Source organism: Niallia sp. FSL W8-1348, from assembly GCF_038006745.1.
Classification (GTDB): domain Bacteria; phylum Bacillota; class Bacilli; order Bacillales; family Cytobacillaceae; genus Niallia; species Niallia alba.
Window position 1 is genome coordinate 278,953 of the sequence record NZ_JBBOVV010000003.1, and the last position, 13,748, is coordinate 292,700.

Sequence of the window (13,748 nt, forward strand, 5' to 3'; positions counted from 1 at the left end):
AATTGCCCTGTTTATTCCCTTTCAATAATGGGAATATATACAATATGCAACAATCAATTGTTTAAAGGAGGAATAGGTATATGACAAACAGTGTAGTAGGTATATATGATTCTCCTGAAGCAACAGTAGATGCTATTGAGGAATTACTCTCTAAAGGGTATTCTCCAGATCATATTTCCGTCATCACTAGAAATGAACAAGTTGCTTTAATCGAACAAGAAACAGAAGTGAATACAACCTCAGCAATTAACGAGGTTGAGCCAGTATCATTTTTAGATCGATTAAAGAATTTCTTCGCTGGTACGGACTTAGAACCATATGAGGAAGAACTGCAAGCAGGAAAATACATTGTTCTTTTAGATAATGATGCGGAAACGGAAGAAGAAAAGTTGAACAAATTAAGTTTTGATAATAGTGAAGTAGATGTCATACCATCCCAAACGATGAATACAACAGTAGAACGAAAAAAAGTAGAGTAAGAAAAAAGCTTAAACCATTGTGGTTTAAGCTTTTTTGTAGACGTCCCAGGAGAGATTCGAACTCCCGACCGACGGCTTAGAAGGCCGTTGCTCTATCCAGCTGAGCTACTGGGACATAATGTATTAATTATTTCAGAAATGTTTACCAAAAAATATTATATCATACCCTATAGGATATGCATAGTTTTTCTATTCCAACTAATAGACTATTTTATTATAATAATATAGGCAATTCATATAACCTGAAAAAATACTAAGTAATCATAAAAACAAATAAAATACGTCCCAGGAGAGATTCGAACTCCCGACCGACGGCTTAGAAGGCCGTTGCTCTATCCAGCTGAGCTACTGGGACATGTTATGTATTTCTTTACTCTTTATGAGGACAATAGTTATTATATGATTATAGGGACATAAAGTCAATAGTTTATTGAAGTTTTTTTTCCTAATGAGGAATTTTTTTCTTCCTCATTAGGAAAAAGCCTACTAGAAGGGAAATTCACTTTTTAATTCTGGAAGTAACCCATTATGAAAATCATAAACTTCTGTTACAAATCGATTACTTTCAATGGTTAAAATGACATATGTTTGTTCTTTTCTACCTCTAGGCAATCGTAAACTACCCGGATTAATGAAAAGAACATCATCAACCACTTCCATCCCTAAGAAATGAGAATGCCCGAAACAGGCAATATTAGCCCCTATCTCCTTTGCTTTGTACAATAAATTATTAAGAGAGGATTTCACCCCATATAAATGCCCATGTGTTAAAAAAATCTTTTTTCCCGCAATTTCTTGAATTGTTTCCGTTGGATATCTGTCCTCATAATCACAGTTCCCTTGAACCGTAATATATCCCGCCATCACTTCTTCACTTGCTGAAAGCTCTGAATCTCCACAATGCAGAAACAAATCTACATCCTCTTCATGCCTTTTTTTTAAAACACCTAACTCGGATACCAATCCATGACTGTCACTTACAATCAAAATTTTCATCCAGGTCTAGTTCCTTTCCTTAAAAACAGTTGGTAACTGTTCTTTTAGTTTTTTTAATGCATTTGCACGGTGACTAATTTTATTTTTCTTCTCTGGCGGCAATTCAGCCATTGCCTTTTGTTCTACCTCTACATAAAAAATCGGATCATAACCAAAGCCGTAATCTCCTCTTCTTTCCGTTAAAATAATCCCTTCACAAGTACCGGTAAATGTTAAGGAGGATTCATTAGGAATTGCAACTGCTAATGTACAACAAAAGCGAGCTGTTCTTTTTTCTGTTGGAACTCCCTTTAATTCATCCAAAACCTTGTCCATATTATCTTGATCATTCTTTTGTTCACCTGCATAACGTGCAGAATACACTCCAGGTCTACCGTTCAATGCATCTATAACAAGACCAGAATCATCTGAGATAACAACACGATTTAGTAGCTTAGAAATCGTTTCTGCTTTTAGGAGAGCATTTTCTTCAAATGTTGTCCCTGTCTCCTCTACATCTGGTACATCTGGAAAATCTAATAGTGTTTTTACTTCATAGCCAAGTGGTGAAAACATTTGTACAAATTCTTTTGTCTTGCCTGTATTCTTTGTTGCAATAATAATCTCTTTCATCATAAATCTCCTTAATTAGCTAAAAATATTTTTTTACGCTGAAACATATGTAGTTGCTATTCTTTCTTTTAGTTTACTACGATTGAAAAAATGCGTCTAATAAAAGTATATACCCTTTCTTCCTTATTTCCAAAGACAGTTTTGTGAAGTTTATAACGTCATTTCATCGGTTTCTTCTGTTTTTATGGAAATCCTTATATAATTCACTATAAATATCGGTATGGATAAATTATTACCATCAACACTCTGGACTAAAAAAATAAAGAGGCTGGGACATAAGTATTCCAGCCAAGGATAATTCCGAACAATTATACGAAGATGCTAATGAATGTTCCGTATAATTGTTCGGGCTTTTATTTGTTTTTCAAAGGATGTTTCCATGAAGTTTGGTGCGATTCCCCGCAGCCGGAATACACTTCGCTTTCCATGGGGCTCGCGCTGAGCCGCTTCGGCCTGTGGCCTGCAGGGTCTCAGACTGTCTCGCTAATCCCATAGGAGTCTTCGTGTATTCCGGCTGCTCTGTTTTTCCAACTAATTATATTTCCTCTTGTAAAAAGTATGCGAAAGCAGCCGCTATTTACTAGCTATATTAGAAATTGTTCGTCTTTACAGAGTATCTATTTAGTTATGTCCCATCCTCTTTATCAATTAACTTATTAGAAACTACCTGTATTCACATTTTCCGGACGAGTAACTGGTTTAGTTAAACTTTCTCCTTCTGCATTCACTAAATCAGCTTCTCCATTAACAGTAACAGAAACACTTTCAATGCCTTCTTGCTCTGTCAATGACAGTACTAATGAATTTAATACTTCATCGGCTAGTACTTTTTCTTCTCCGTTTAGCCCACTAGAATATATGTTTTCGTTAAAGTTTAACGTAACTTTACCATCTTCTACTACTGGTTTATCTAACAGCTTCACATCGTTAGGTAATAAACTTGTTAATGCTGTTGCGCCTCCCATACCTGGGCCTTCTATTAATTCACCTACTGCGGCTGCCACATTATTTTCTTCTGCATTGCTAACACGCTTTGTTACTGGTACATAATAGTATGAATCTAAATCTCCGCCAATATAATAAACGGTTAACGGTTTAGTGTTTGTAATATCTGTAACATCATCCGTATTAACGTTAATGCCATCTGCTCTTGTTAAAGCACCTTGGATCGGGGTTTTATTAACTGGCATTTCTGTCAGCTCATGACCATTTAAAGAGAGCTTAACAGCATCAATTGAATCAAATTGTGTCAATGTCCACGTAATAGATTGTAAAATTTTCTCTTCATCTTTAGCCTCGTACTCTTTGAATTCATTTGAAAAATCGACTGTAGCCACTTTATCCTCATCTACATTAATACTAATTTTCGTATCTTGCGGAATTACTGCCTGAAAATCATTTGGCAGCATTTCAGAAACTTTTCCACCTTTAACTAAATATTCTAAGCTTTCTTTTGCAATCGAATTTGTTTTTGGCAGATTTAATGTTTGAGGAACGACATACCCATATTTATCCATTAAATATAATTCAATAGGCATTGCATCCTCTGTAGCAACTTCTCCCGCTGTTTCTTTGTCCGCATTTTCTTTCACTGCATCATCTTCATAGGATGTAGTTTGGGGTGGATCTACTTTTTCTTTATCTCCCAATAAGCTACAACCAGAGATCAACACAGATGATATTAAAACCGCAGAAACTATGGTCAATTTGTTATTCTTAGACATTCTTCATCACTCCTAAGACAGTTTGTACTAATATATATACGAGCCTATCTTTTTTTTAGACCGTCTTTAGAAGATTTTTTTTCAAAAAGGCTGTTTTCGTAAAGTTTTTTGCGATTACCCGCAGCCGGAATTCACTTCGCTTTCCGTGGGGCTCGCGCTGAGCCTCCTCACCTCGCCTCCGGGGTCTCAGACTGTCTCGCTAATCCCACAGGAGTCTACGTGTATTCCGGCTGCTCCATTTTTCCAACTAATTCTTTTTTTCGATAGAAAAACAACAATCCTTTAGAAAACAACCCACAAAAAAGACTGTCTCACTATTTCATCCACAAAAATGTCTCGATTAGAACTGATCTAGATATTTTTGTTAATGGAACATAAGACAGTCTTATTACTTATGACAATTTAATTGTTTCAACAGAATGTATTTCTTGATTTAGCCAGTTTGATGCTATTCTAGCAAAAATTTCTTTCGATCCAGTTGTATAAAAATGATGTTCTACTTGATTCTCTTCTGAAGCAAGTTGGTCATGATGGTTTAGAATGGTACTAACTTCTCTTGCCGTTTCTGCACCAGAACTAATCACTTTTACCTTTTCCCCTATCTCTTCTTGTATTACTTTTGCCAACAAAGGGTAATGGGTACAACCAAGTATTAGAGTATCTATCTCTTTATTCTTTAATGGCCAAAGCGTTTCTTTCACAATTTTCCTTGCGACTGGTCCATCATATTCGCCGCTCTCCACTAAAGGAACAAATTTCGGGCATGCTAAACTAACTGTTCTTACTCGATTATTAATCTTTTTTAATGCTTTTTCATACGCTCGACTTCGAACAGTACCAATTGTTCCAATCATGCCTATATAATTATTTTTTGTTACCTTAATTGCTGTTCGTGCCCCCGGAATAATTACTCCAATTACAGGAATAGATAGCTGCCCGCGAATTTCCTCTAATGCCACTGCAGTAGCAGTATTACAGGCAATCACAAGCATTTTAATATTTTTCTTCAACAAGAATCTAGTCATTTCCCAAGTGAATTTCTTCACTTCTTCTCCCGTTCTTGGTCCATATGGACATCTTGCCGTATCCCCTAAGTATACGATATTTTCAAAAGGAAGCTGGCGCATAATCTCCTTCGCGACCGTTAATCCACCAACTCCAGAATCTATAACCCCTATTGCTCTTTCCAAAAAACCGCCTCATTTTTCTCGCATTACTTGATGTAAACGCATGAAATTTTTCTTTAATTCCTCGATATCTCCGGTTGTATACTCATTTAATACTTCTTGAAGATAGTTTTGACGTTTTTTAATTACTTCGTCAATTAATCTTTTTCCTTCTTCTAGCATATGAATACGAACCACACGTCGATCATTCGGATCCTTCACTCTTTGAACTAAATGATTCTTTTCCATCCGATCAACTAAGTCGGTCGTTGTACTAAAGGCAAGGAACATTTTATTTGATAATTCCCCTATTGTCATATCGCCCTCTTCAAATAGCCATTGCAAGGCAACGAATTGAGGAGGAGTCATTGTATAATCGCTTAATATCTCTCTCCCTTTTTGTTTAATGATCCCCGATATGTATCGCATATCCTTTTCTATCGTAGCTATATTCTCCAAATATTCCTTTGCATTTTTCTCTTCAGTCATCATGATTACAACTCCCATATATAAATATACAAATATAATTAATTTCCGACAATTTTCTACGAATCAGTACCTTTAATTATAATCTACAATTCTTCCCTCGTAAATGTATAAGGCGAAAAGTTAATGGAGTATTAATTTAGATGTAAAATTTATGAACAAGAGCAGTTTTGACAATATTATTTACACATCCCTCATTTAGCCATGTATCCTCATTAAAAGAAGATGACCCATATAAGCGGCAAAGGAGTGGAATTTCCTCCCCGCTTATACGAGATCATCTTCTTTATTATAGCTCTAGTTCTCCCATTCTAAGGAGTTCTACAACAGCCTGTGAACGCCCCTTCACGCCCAGCTTCTGCATAGCATTTGAAATGCATACCTTTTGCATGCTAAAAACACACTACTGTATTTGTTCAAAAGTGTATTTAATATCTAGTGTTCCATCTTGGCTAACTTCCATTGAATCTAATAACTGCTGGAAAGCATAATGTAAGTCACTTTCTTCATTTTCCAGCTGCTTAAAAGCCTGTTTAATGGTCTCTATATTAATACTTGTATTATCTTCTTGCGACAATAGAAAAAGCTTATCATTTAATTTACCAATCTGCTTTTCCAGTTCATCTCTTTTCACTTTAAATTCCGCTTTAGATATCAGTCGATCATTTAAATAAAGATCCAGAACATCTTTTTTCTGTTCTTCTAACCGGTCTATTTTATTTCTAATGCCGCGGCTGTCCTCCAGCTGCTTCTTTTTATATTCTGTATCAAAGTTTAACCGAATGCTTTCTCCCTTTTCTGTTAAAAGTCTTAACATAAACTCCCTAAATTGTTCGTAACGAATCGGTTCATGATTTAAGCAGCCATGTTCACCATATCTTCTGTACTTGCTGCATTTTAAGTATTTCCATTCAATTCTGGAACCATCTTTTTTTCGTTTATAACTTTGCATAATCACCATATTAGAGCCACAATGAGCGCATTTTAATATATCTCTGAATTCATTCCATGGAGTAATTTTTGTTTTTTTACTTTTATAGTCTCTGTTATTAGCTTTTTCAAATTGAGTAGAAGTTATGATTGCTGGATGATGATCTTTAAAGATCAACCATTTTTCTTGAGGATTACGGATTTGCTTCTTTCTTCCACCAACTTTTACAGTTGTGTACTGATTAAGTATGAAGTTTCCATGATAGATAGGATTTTGAAGTATTCTCTGAACGGATGTAACCTGCCATTTATCCTTTTGTTTCGGTTTTAAGCCTAAATCATTTAACTCTTTTGTAATGCGCTTAAAACCCATTTATCGAAGTTATACCAATGGAATATTTGTCTTACTACTTTAGCTTCTTCTTCATTGATAACAAGTTTTTGGTTTGGACGATCATATCCAAAAGGAATCTTACCGATATGTTCGCCACGTCGCACTTTAGCTGCAAGAGCAGCAGAAATCGAGCTTGATAGAGTTCTAGAGTATTGAGCAGCAAACAAGCTCCATAATTCAAAAACCATGTCGTTCTTACCAACTTTAAAACTGTCAAAACCTTCTTCAATCGATATTACACGAACATTATGTGCTAGCAGTGTTTCTCTAATTTCTAAGCTATCTTTTAGATCCCTGGCTAAACGTGAAATGGATTTAAAGATAATCATTTCTATTTCGCCTTTTTTCGTTTTATCTAATAATAATTGGATTGCTGGGCGATCTAAGAAGACTGTTCCAGATATTCCTTCGTCTTTAAAAACAGATTCTTCGTTCCATTCGTAGCCATTTCTTTCTAGCCAGTTACGGCATATATCGATTTGGTTTTCGACCGATGAGACTTGTTCGTCTCGGTCGGTGGATACACGGACGTAGACTGCGTATTTAGATTTGGGTTGCATAAGTTGTACCATCCTTTATTGAATATAAAATTATTCATCAACTGCACCATTAGAATATAAATCTTTCTCTACTTGTACCCATTTGATTAAATCCTTTCTTTCTGGGTAAGATTCTTCGTATTTTTTATTATTATTTAGTAATTCATGTCCTTTATTTGTTAACCGTGCTGGCTTAATTGAAAAATAATCGTCCAACCTTAATACTCTTTCTAAATATCCTTCATTTTCTAAAAATTTTATAAAATTCTCAAATTCTCTGGTTCTTAAACCATAATCTTTTTCTGTAGGTAAAAATTCCCCTCTATTTATCTCTCTTAAAATACTATAACCAACTCTCATAATATTCCTCCTAACTAGAAATCACTTAATTCACTATATTTTATCATTAATTGTAAATTTATAGAAATATCATTTACTAATCTACTAATTTAATGTTAATATTATCTAGAGAGCTCTCTGTATAATATTAACATTAATGGAGGTTATTATGAATAAAAAAATTCAGCAAATCTTTTTAGTAATAATATCTACAATTTTATTATGTTTTAGTTTACTTCCAATCAATACTTTTGCAGAAGAAAAGTCCCTCATCCAAGAAAACATATCTGTAAATACTACTCAATTGCAAATTAAAATTGCATCAATCGATGAAGAAACCTCGAAATTGATTATTGGGGAAGAAATCACAAGCCTATCACTAAACGGATATCTAGATAATTTAATTAAGTATAGTAATGACTCCAATGCTTCTTACACTTTAGAAGAAGTTGAGGATAACGATCTTATTAATTTATCAAATTATGATTCAACTTTTAAACCCAATTATGTAGTTACTTTAAGTTACTCAAATGATGTCGGAGAACTTGAATACAAAAAATACTATCTATCTACATCTACTTCTAAAACATCAACAGAACCGATTATTAGCCCTTTAGCTATAGACACAATATTTGATATTGCAAGTTTCTCTCTTTCTCTTAGCGAATATAATAAGAATAAAACCTTTTGGAATGGATTTTGGGTTGTAGCAGATGGTGCAGCAGTTGTATTTCCAGGTGTACCTGCAGTAAGTGGTGTAAAAAGAATGATAGAAGGTAGCACCTCTGTGCTTAAGCCTAGTCTTGCAAAAGGTGTAAGAAAATATAGTGCCCTACAAAATATATCTGCCCCAAGTAATTACAAAGGATCAGGATGGGAAAGACATCATATTTTCGAAAAGCGTTTTGCTAGTAAACTAGGTACTACTTCCGGAAAAATGTTAGCTATCTTTATACCAAAGTACAATTATCATTACCAAATAACACAAAGGATGAGTAAAAAAATCCCGTGGTATGAAGCACCTTTTAAAACTAAAACTCAAATAATACAAGCTCATATTGATGCTTATGGAGAATTATGGGCAGAAAGTGGTTTTGCAGATGAATATTGGGAATTTTTATATAAGTTTTCTAAATACAAACAATATGATTGATTAGTTGAATCGATTCTAATTGCGTTACAATCCTCTTTTTATAGGAGGATTGTAATATTATTTTCTAACCTTCTTCTCTGTTAATATTTCTATACAATGTGGCCTGAGATATTCCTGTTTCCCCAACTATTTCAATTATTGAATATTAACTTGAATAATACATCTTTGAAGCTTATCTATGATGCCTTTCAAAAACTTTTAGTCTGCCTTCTTTTTCCCCCTAGAACAAGCTATTACCAATCCTGCCTTTTTCTGTTCACTAATAATTTCCCTTTCCAACACATTAACTCAGCATACTAGCCAATTTCCGAAAGAGAAACCACCCCATAGGTATGGATGTGTCAATCGAATCCTGGATGGAAACAAACTCCACTCCTTTCTTCTCAAAAAACTCATTAAGCTCAATCAAATGCTTTGTACTTCTGTTTATCTTATCTAATTTACAAATAACAATTTTATCTCGATTTTAATATAGTCATTAGCTCTGTCAACTCTAGTCGATTCTTTTTAGTTCCAGTAATCTTCTTCTCTTGATATATTCGCTCACAAGCATACTTCTATAAAGCATCTATCTGCATATTCAAATTTTGATCTATTGTTGAACCCTTGAATATCCAATATTCATCATATACTCCTTTCGAAAACGGTTAATTGTTTGTATTTAGATTATTTGAATTTGAGAATAGTTTTGATAAAAGAAAATCGGTTTTTCAAACCGATTTTTCATAAAAATATATTCTTTTCATAAACGTTCGTTTTTGATAAATATTACTTTTAAATTCTTATGTCGATAGAAGATGAACTTACCTCAACATCAATTAATGCATTTAATTTCCCTTTCACATCATCCAATTTCAAACTGACACATGTAAGGATATTTACTAAATGGCTATATTCATATACATCAATTTTTCTTTTCAAATAAAGACTCTTTAACTTTCTAAGTATCTGGTCATTATAAGAATTTAACGATCTAGTATCATCTATTAATCTCCCTGCTAATAAGGCGCTGCTATTATACTCCAACTGTTTCACCTGCATTTATGTGTACATATAAATTTGTTACTTTCTCCTTAACACCATTTAGCACATCGAATTTCAAATTATCTTTTGCTTTGTTTCTCTCACGGTCGTTTTCTATTTTATTTGTCATTTCAGCTTCTACTTTTTGACAAAAAGCTTGTAAGAAGGAGTAAAGCAAGTCAATTTCTTCCTCATTAAGCAGAAAAGGATATTCTGTATTTTCATCTAGATATTCTAGTTGATCTTTCAATGTAGTTTTAACTTCGTCATATACTTTCATAAGTCTTTTACCTTCTAAATAACCGTAATTTCGTTTCAAGACACTTTTTATACTCTTTCTCATTACGTGCAAATGAACGGTTAATACTTCTGTTTCTGGACCTGTTAATGTAAGTTTCATCTATTTCACCTCAATTATTTTTTTGAATATATGCTGCTGTTGCAAGGACTTCATTTACATACCATTCCGCATGATTATAATGCCATATGGCTTTTCTTTGATTAACACTAAAGTTATTTGCAGCTAGATAATTGGCTGCTGAAAAAATAGCATCTTGTAGATTCCAAGGATCTTTTTTACCGTCTCCGTTTCCATCCACTCCATATGCTTCAAATGTTGATTGAATGAACTGCATATGACCAATTGCTCCAGCACTACTTGTCATGGTCACATGAGTAGAAAAGCTTGTCTCAATATAATGAATCGCTGCTATTACTGTCCAATCAATTCCATATCTATTGGCGGCTGCTTGATATATTGGCACATAGTTTTCTGGAATGTCTTTCACACTCAATATTTTTGAATTTTCGGAATTTAAAATTTCCCTATCTCTAGTTATATGGTCAATAGCTTTTTTATAAGCATTTTCCTTTACTATTAGTTTGCTATATTTTTGTGAAAGCTGCTGATTAGTTTGATCCTTATTCCATTCTGTTTTTAGTTGCTGTCTTTCTGATTCAGTTTGCTGTAGTTTGTTCTGTAATTCTGGAAGACTTGCTGCTTTTACTTCTCCCAAGCTATTAAAAGAAAATAACAAAATACTCATGATAAAAACAAATAGTTTTCTCATCCTGTACTCTCATTCATTTCTTCTAAATAAGTGTTTAGCTTTGTTTCTTCTTTTGAGGTTAATTCATCCACTTTTACAAGGAAATAAGATTTTCTTCCAATCTTTATTTTTCTATCATGACCTAGGGTTTTCGCTCTTTTCCAATGAATACATGACCACGGCAACAGGATATATCCTTGTCTTTTCGCTAGAGTCTCTGCTACTTGCAACGATTGATAAAAAGAGAACTGCTGCATTTTACGTGCGTAAGCAACTATATTTAAAGAATTTGGGTACAGATATAACAATCCTCGTGGATCTTCTTTTTTATAATCTGGTGGAATTAATGAAAAGGTGTCAAATTGAATTTTCATATAATCAGCTTCCTTTCTTTCCCTCGAGCTTTATCATGAATATCTTCTAACTCTGCAAAGAATTTTTCTCCTTCCCTTTCATTCTGGGGAACCGGAAAGTATTGAACCATATTCTCTGTATCATACAATCGACATGCCATAATCTTTTTCGCCTTCCACATAGGAAGAAATTGCTTCATCATAAATTCACCTGTTTGAAAGTCTTGAAAGTGATAAGAAAAGCCTTTATCTCCTATTTTTCTAGCAGTTATTAAAACTTCTGCAATCTGTCTAACCCTTGAATCCACAAAGTTAATGGAAGGAGTGCAGTAAAATTGAACTGACTTCATTTTCCTAGTTAACATGAGTACATCTGTTAAAATTCCTTGCCCATACTTTGTCCATTTTCGATTAGAAAAGACAAGATAGGCTTCATCCCATACACAAATGCTACCTTGCGCTTTAGCCACTTCATACCAGTCAGTAAAGTGTGTCATTGGTCTGCTATCAAATAGATCATAATTGGAGAATAACTCCACATGACCACCGTTTCTTTCTGTTTTTAACTTCCACCAATGAGCTAGAGTAGAAGCTAAAAATGTTTTCCCTGATCCTAATGGTCCTTGTATCACAAAATGATGTGCCATTACTTCTTAATCGCTCCTTTCTCTGCCATGATAATTGGTTTTGGTGGTTTCGGTATTAATGCTTCTATTGCATCTAAATAGTAGTCTGGAGAAGCAACATGTATTTTTCCTTCCATGATAAATTCTATGACCTTTTTATATGGATTTCCTTCTGGATGAAGAAACTTGTTTTCTCCCATCGATTTTAAAAGTAGTAGTGCTTTTATTTGTGGCTCTCGTAAATTTTGTGCTGTACTTTTCATTTCTTCTAAAACTTGTTTTACGTCTGAAATGTGTTGCACTTGTGGAAATAAATCATCCGATATAGCTGATTGCAATTTCTCTGCGTTGCTCTGTTGCATTTAGTGACCAACTCCCCATAAAAATAAATTTCATTTCGTTCTAGAGCGTTTCTCCGACACTCTTTTTTTCTATCAATTGGATAACGTCATTTAGAATAGCTGAAATATTTTCTACTAATGGATGATCAAACACAAAGTCATGATTTACTAACTCATTGGCAGCATGTACTATTCCTTTTAACTCATAAATTTTCCGAATAATTTCTTCACTCATTTTCATACCCCCTAAAACATTAACCCGATGATCGATAACACTAACGCTCCAAACAAAAGACCTTTTGTCCAATCCATGCTAGATGGTGGTAAAGGTGGGCGGTACGCTGTGATCTGTTCCAGAACCATGCTGCGCTCTAAATCTGCTAATCTTTTGGTTTCTAAAATAGATTGAGTAGGAGCGTTATAGAAATAGTTTCTTCCGTCTAACCCTGTTGTTACCACACAATCCAACAACGGTATTTTATATTTCCCTGCTACAATCACACTTTCATGATCAATGTGAGTAACTGTGCTAATATCTGACGTTTTCTGTTCATCATCAAAAACAATTAAAATATCTCTTGTTTCAAATAAATATTCATCATCGTCTTTCTTTTTATTAAATAAACTCATCTGGCTGCTACTCCTTTTCTTCTTCCTTGTTTATTGTTTGAACGTTTCACTACTTTCCAACCCATAAAGGCAACTGTCGCAACTCCTAACGCTGTTCCTGCTCCAACAAAATACATATACATGAAAGCTTCTACCACCACTTAACCCCCTCTTTAACCGAATAGTACATTCTCATAACTGATCTAAAAATTAATAATCCCCCTAGAAAAACAGTAGAGATTAAAATAGATGAAATAACTAATTGCCAAGAAGTCGGCAAATCTCCAAACACTGCAAAATATTGACCTATATTAATTCCTTGTGCTGTTACTAAATTAATACTATCTAGCCTTTCGATTGCTAAATCTAAGAAGGTAATAGGTGGCTGAAATATCTTGTCTAGGAAACTTCTAAATAATTCTTTCATTTCCATTTAATCGCCACCTACCCTTATGGAACTAATTAGTTTAATAGCTGAAATGGCTGTGATAAACCATAAACAAAACAGAATAATATAAGCAATAGAATCTAACTGCAAAGCATTTAAACCATTGAATAACCTTCCTAATATTACACTATATCCATTTCCGCTGCCTGATCTTGGTGTATAGTTTAAACTTGCTAATGTTCTTCCAAATCCAACAACTAAAGACCAAAGTAATTTAGCTGCATTAAATATTACTAAGAACAACTTGACCGCTAATACTCCCACCATATAGAGCAAGTAAATAAAAGCGTCTATTAATGCATAAATAAATTCAAATATAGTAGTCAGTATTTCTACAACATTTTCAAATACTTGAGTAATAAATTCCGCTAACCATAAAATTACGCTCCAGATTAGATCAAACAATTTCCCAAAAGCATCGCCTATGATCCCCATTAATACCTACGCCTTCCCTCGTTGGTGGTTAAGGCACGATTAATCA

At 34.1% G+C, this 13,748-nt stretch carries 21 protein-coding genes, 2 tRNA genes and 2 pseudogenes; 2 read left to right on the plus strand and 23 right to left on the minus strand.

What is annotated here, in order from left to right; translation table 11 throughout:
- The first annotated feature begins 80 nt into the window (after positions 1-80).
- The gene (locus tag NST60_RS24070) at positions 81-479 is read left to right on the plus strand and encodes a general stress protein (protein WP_224427553.1); all 399 of its coding nucleotides are present in this window, start codon (positions 81-83) and stop codon (positions 477-479) included.
- A gap of 41 nt (positions 480-520) precedes the next feature.
- Here NST60_RS24070 and NST60_RS24075 read toward each other — a convergent pair.
- From NST60_RS24075 to NST60_RS24125, 11 genes and pseudogenes are all read right to left on the minus strand, one after another.
- Positions 521-594, minus strand: a tRNA-Arg gene (locus NST60_RS24075).
- A gap of 166 nt (positions 595-760) precedes the next feature.
- A tRNA-Arg gene (locus tag NST60_RS24080) sits at positions 761-834 on the minus strand.
- Positions 835-965: 131 nt separating this feature from the next.
- Positions 966-1,475, minus strand: coding sequence for a metallophosphoesterase family protein (locus NST60_RS24085; RefSeq protein WP_169188934.1), 510 nt, complete (start codon positions 1,473-1,475; stop codon positions 966-968).
- Between the two features lie 6 nt (positions 1,476-1,481).
- On the minus strand, positions 1,482-2,087 hold the full coding sequence (locus NST60_RS24090; protein ID WP_016201764.1) for an XTP/dITP diphosphatase: 606 nt from the start codon (positions 2,085-2,087) through the stop codon (positions 1,482-1,484).
- A gap of 656 nt (positions 2,088-2,743) precedes the next feature.
- Positions 2,744-3,811: a GerMN domain-containing protein gene (locus NST60_RS24095; RefSeq protein ID WP_101730700.1), complete on the minus strand. Its 1,068-nt coding sequence runs from the start codon at positions 3,809-3,811 to the stop codon at positions 2,744-2,746.
- A gap of 392 nt (positions 3,812-4,203) precedes the next feature.
- The gene (racE, locus tag NST60_RS24100; protein WP_101730699.1) at positions 4,204-5,001 is read right to left on the minus strand and encodes a glutamate racemase; all 798 of its coding nucleotides are present in this window, start codon (positions 4,999-5,001) and stop codon (positions 4,204-4,206) included.
- Positions 5,002-5,010: 9 nt separating this feature from the next.
- Positions 5,011-5,469 (minus strand): MarR family winged helix-turn-helix transcriptional regulator, encoded by a 459-nt coding sequence (locus NST60_RS24105; RefSeq protein WP_016201767.1) that lies wholly within the window; start codon positions 5,467-5,469, stop codon positions 5,011-5,013.
- A 283-nt stretch (positions 5,470-5,752) separates the two neighbouring features.
- Positions 5,753-5,839 (minus strand): annotated as a pseudogene (gene gerE, locus NST60_RS24110) (spore germination transcription factor GerE); the annotation flags it as partial.
- A gap of 27 nt (positions 5,840-5,866) precedes the next feature.
- The gene (locus NST60_RS24115; protein ID WP_318010491.1) at positions 5,867-6,766 is read right to left on the minus strand and encodes a recombinase family protein; all 900 of its coding nucleotides are present in this window, start codon (positions 6,764-6,766) and stop codon (positions 5,867-5,869) included.
- Positions 6,736-7,347, minus strand: coding sequence for a recombinase family protein (locus NST60_RS24120; RefSeq protein WP_328823029.1), 612 nt, complete (start codon positions 7,345-7,347; stop codon positions 6,736-6,738). The genes NST60_RS24115 and NST60_RS24120 overlap by 31 nt, the downstream gene beginning before the upstream one ends.
- A 30-nt stretch (positions 7,348-7,377) precedes the next feature.
- On the minus strand, positions 7,378-7,686 hold the full coding sequence (locus NST60_RS24125) for a hypothetical protein (protein ID WP_101730697.1): 309 nt from the start codon (positions 7,684-7,686) through the stop codon (positions 7,378-7,380).
- A 148-nt stretch (positions 7,687-7,834) separates the two neighbouring features.
- On the opposite strand from NST60_RS24125, the gene NST60_RS24130 reads away from it, so the two are divergent.
- Positions 7,835-8,818, plus strand: a complete 984-nt coding sequence (locus NST60_RS24130) for a hypothetical protein (protein WP_101730696.1) — start codon at positions 7,835-7,837, stop codon at positions 8,816-8,818.
- 64 nt (positions 8,819-8,882) lie between these two features.
- On the opposite strand, the pseudogene NST60_RS26890 reads toward NST60_RS24130, so the two are convergent.
- From NST60_RS26890 to NST60_RS24190, 12 genes and pseudogenes are all read right to left on the minus strand, one after another.
- Positions 8,883-9,443, minus strand: a pseudogene (locus NST60_RS26890) (recombinase family protein).
- Between the two features lie 149 nt (positions 9,444-9,592).
- On the minus strand, positions 9,593-9,844 hold the full coding sequence (locus tag NST60_RS24140) for a hypothetical protein (RefSeq protein WP_101730695.1): 252 nt from the start codon (positions 9,842-9,844) through the stop codon (positions 9,593-9,595).
- Entirely contained in the window at positions 9,834-10,241 is a 408-nt protein-coding gene (locus NST60_RS24145) for a hypothetical protein (RefSeq protein WP_101730694.1), read from the minus strand. Before NST60_RS24145 ends, NST60_RS24140 begins: the two co-directional genes overlap by 11 nt.
- 10 nt (positions 10,242-10,251) lie before the next feature.
- Positions 10,252-10,911 (minus strand): lytic transglycosylase domain-containing protein, encoded by a 660-nt coding sequence (locus NST60_RS24150; RefSeq protein ID WP_224427762.1) that lies wholly within the window; start codon positions 10,909-10,911, stop codon positions 10,252-10,254.
- Positions 10,908-11,264, minus strand: a complete 357-nt coding sequence (locus NST60_RS24155; RefSeq protein ID WP_101730693.1) for a hypothetical protein — start codon at positions 11,262-11,264, stop codon at positions 10,908-10,910. Before NST60_RS24155 ends, NST60_RS24150 begins: the two co-directional genes overlap by 4 nt.
- A complete protein-coding gene (locus NST60_RS24160) occupies positions 11,261-11,890 on the minus strand; it encodes a zonular occludens toxin domain-containing protein (RefSeq protein ID WP_101730692.1) in 630 nt (209 codons plus the stop codon). The genes NST60_RS24155 and NST60_RS24160 overlap by 4 nt, the downstream gene beginning before the upstream one ends.
- Positions 11,890-12,231, minus strand: coding sequence for a hypothetical protein (locus tag NST60_RS24165; protein ID WP_101730691.1), 342 nt, complete (start codon positions 12,229-12,231; stop codon positions 11,890-11,892). Before NST60_RS24165 ends, NST60_RS24160 begins: the two co-directional genes overlap by 1 nt.
- A 40-nt stretch (positions 12,232-12,271) precedes the next feature.
- On the minus strand, positions 12,272-12,445 hold the full coding sequence (locus tag NST60_RS24170) for a hypothetical protein (RefSeq protein ID WP_224427763.1): 174 nt from the start codon (positions 12,443-12,445) through the stop codon (positions 12,272-12,274).
- An 11-nt stretch (positions 12,446-12,456) separates the two neighbouring features.
- Positions 12,457-12,840: a hypothetical protein gene (locus tag NST60_RS24175; RefSeq protein ID WP_101730690.1), complete on the minus strand. Its 384-nt coding sequence runs from the start codon at positions 12,838-12,840 to the stop codon at positions 12,457-12,459.
- Positions 12,837-12,977: a hypothetical protein gene (locus NST60_RS24180; RefSeq protein ID WP_224427769.1), complete on the minus strand. Its 141-nt coding sequence runs from the start codon at positions 12,975-12,977 to the stop codon at positions 12,837-12,839. The genes NST60_RS24175 and NST60_RS24180 overlap by 4 nt, the downstream gene beginning before the upstream one ends.
- Positions 12,971-13,252: a hypothetical protein gene (locus tag NST60_RS24185; protein WP_101730689.1), complete on the minus strand. Its 282-nt coding sequence runs from the start codon at positions 13,250-13,252 to the stop codon at positions 12,971-12,973. Before NST60_RS24185 ends, NST60_RS24180 begins: the two co-directional genes overlap by 7 nt.
- Positions 13,253-13,702, minus strand: a complete 450-nt coding sequence (locus NST60_RS24190) for a hypothetical protein (RefSeq protein ID WP_101730688.1) — start codon at positions 13,700-13,702, stop codon at positions 13,253-13,255. It lies immediately after the preceding gene.
- Positions 13,703-13,748 lie beyond the last annotated feature (46 nt).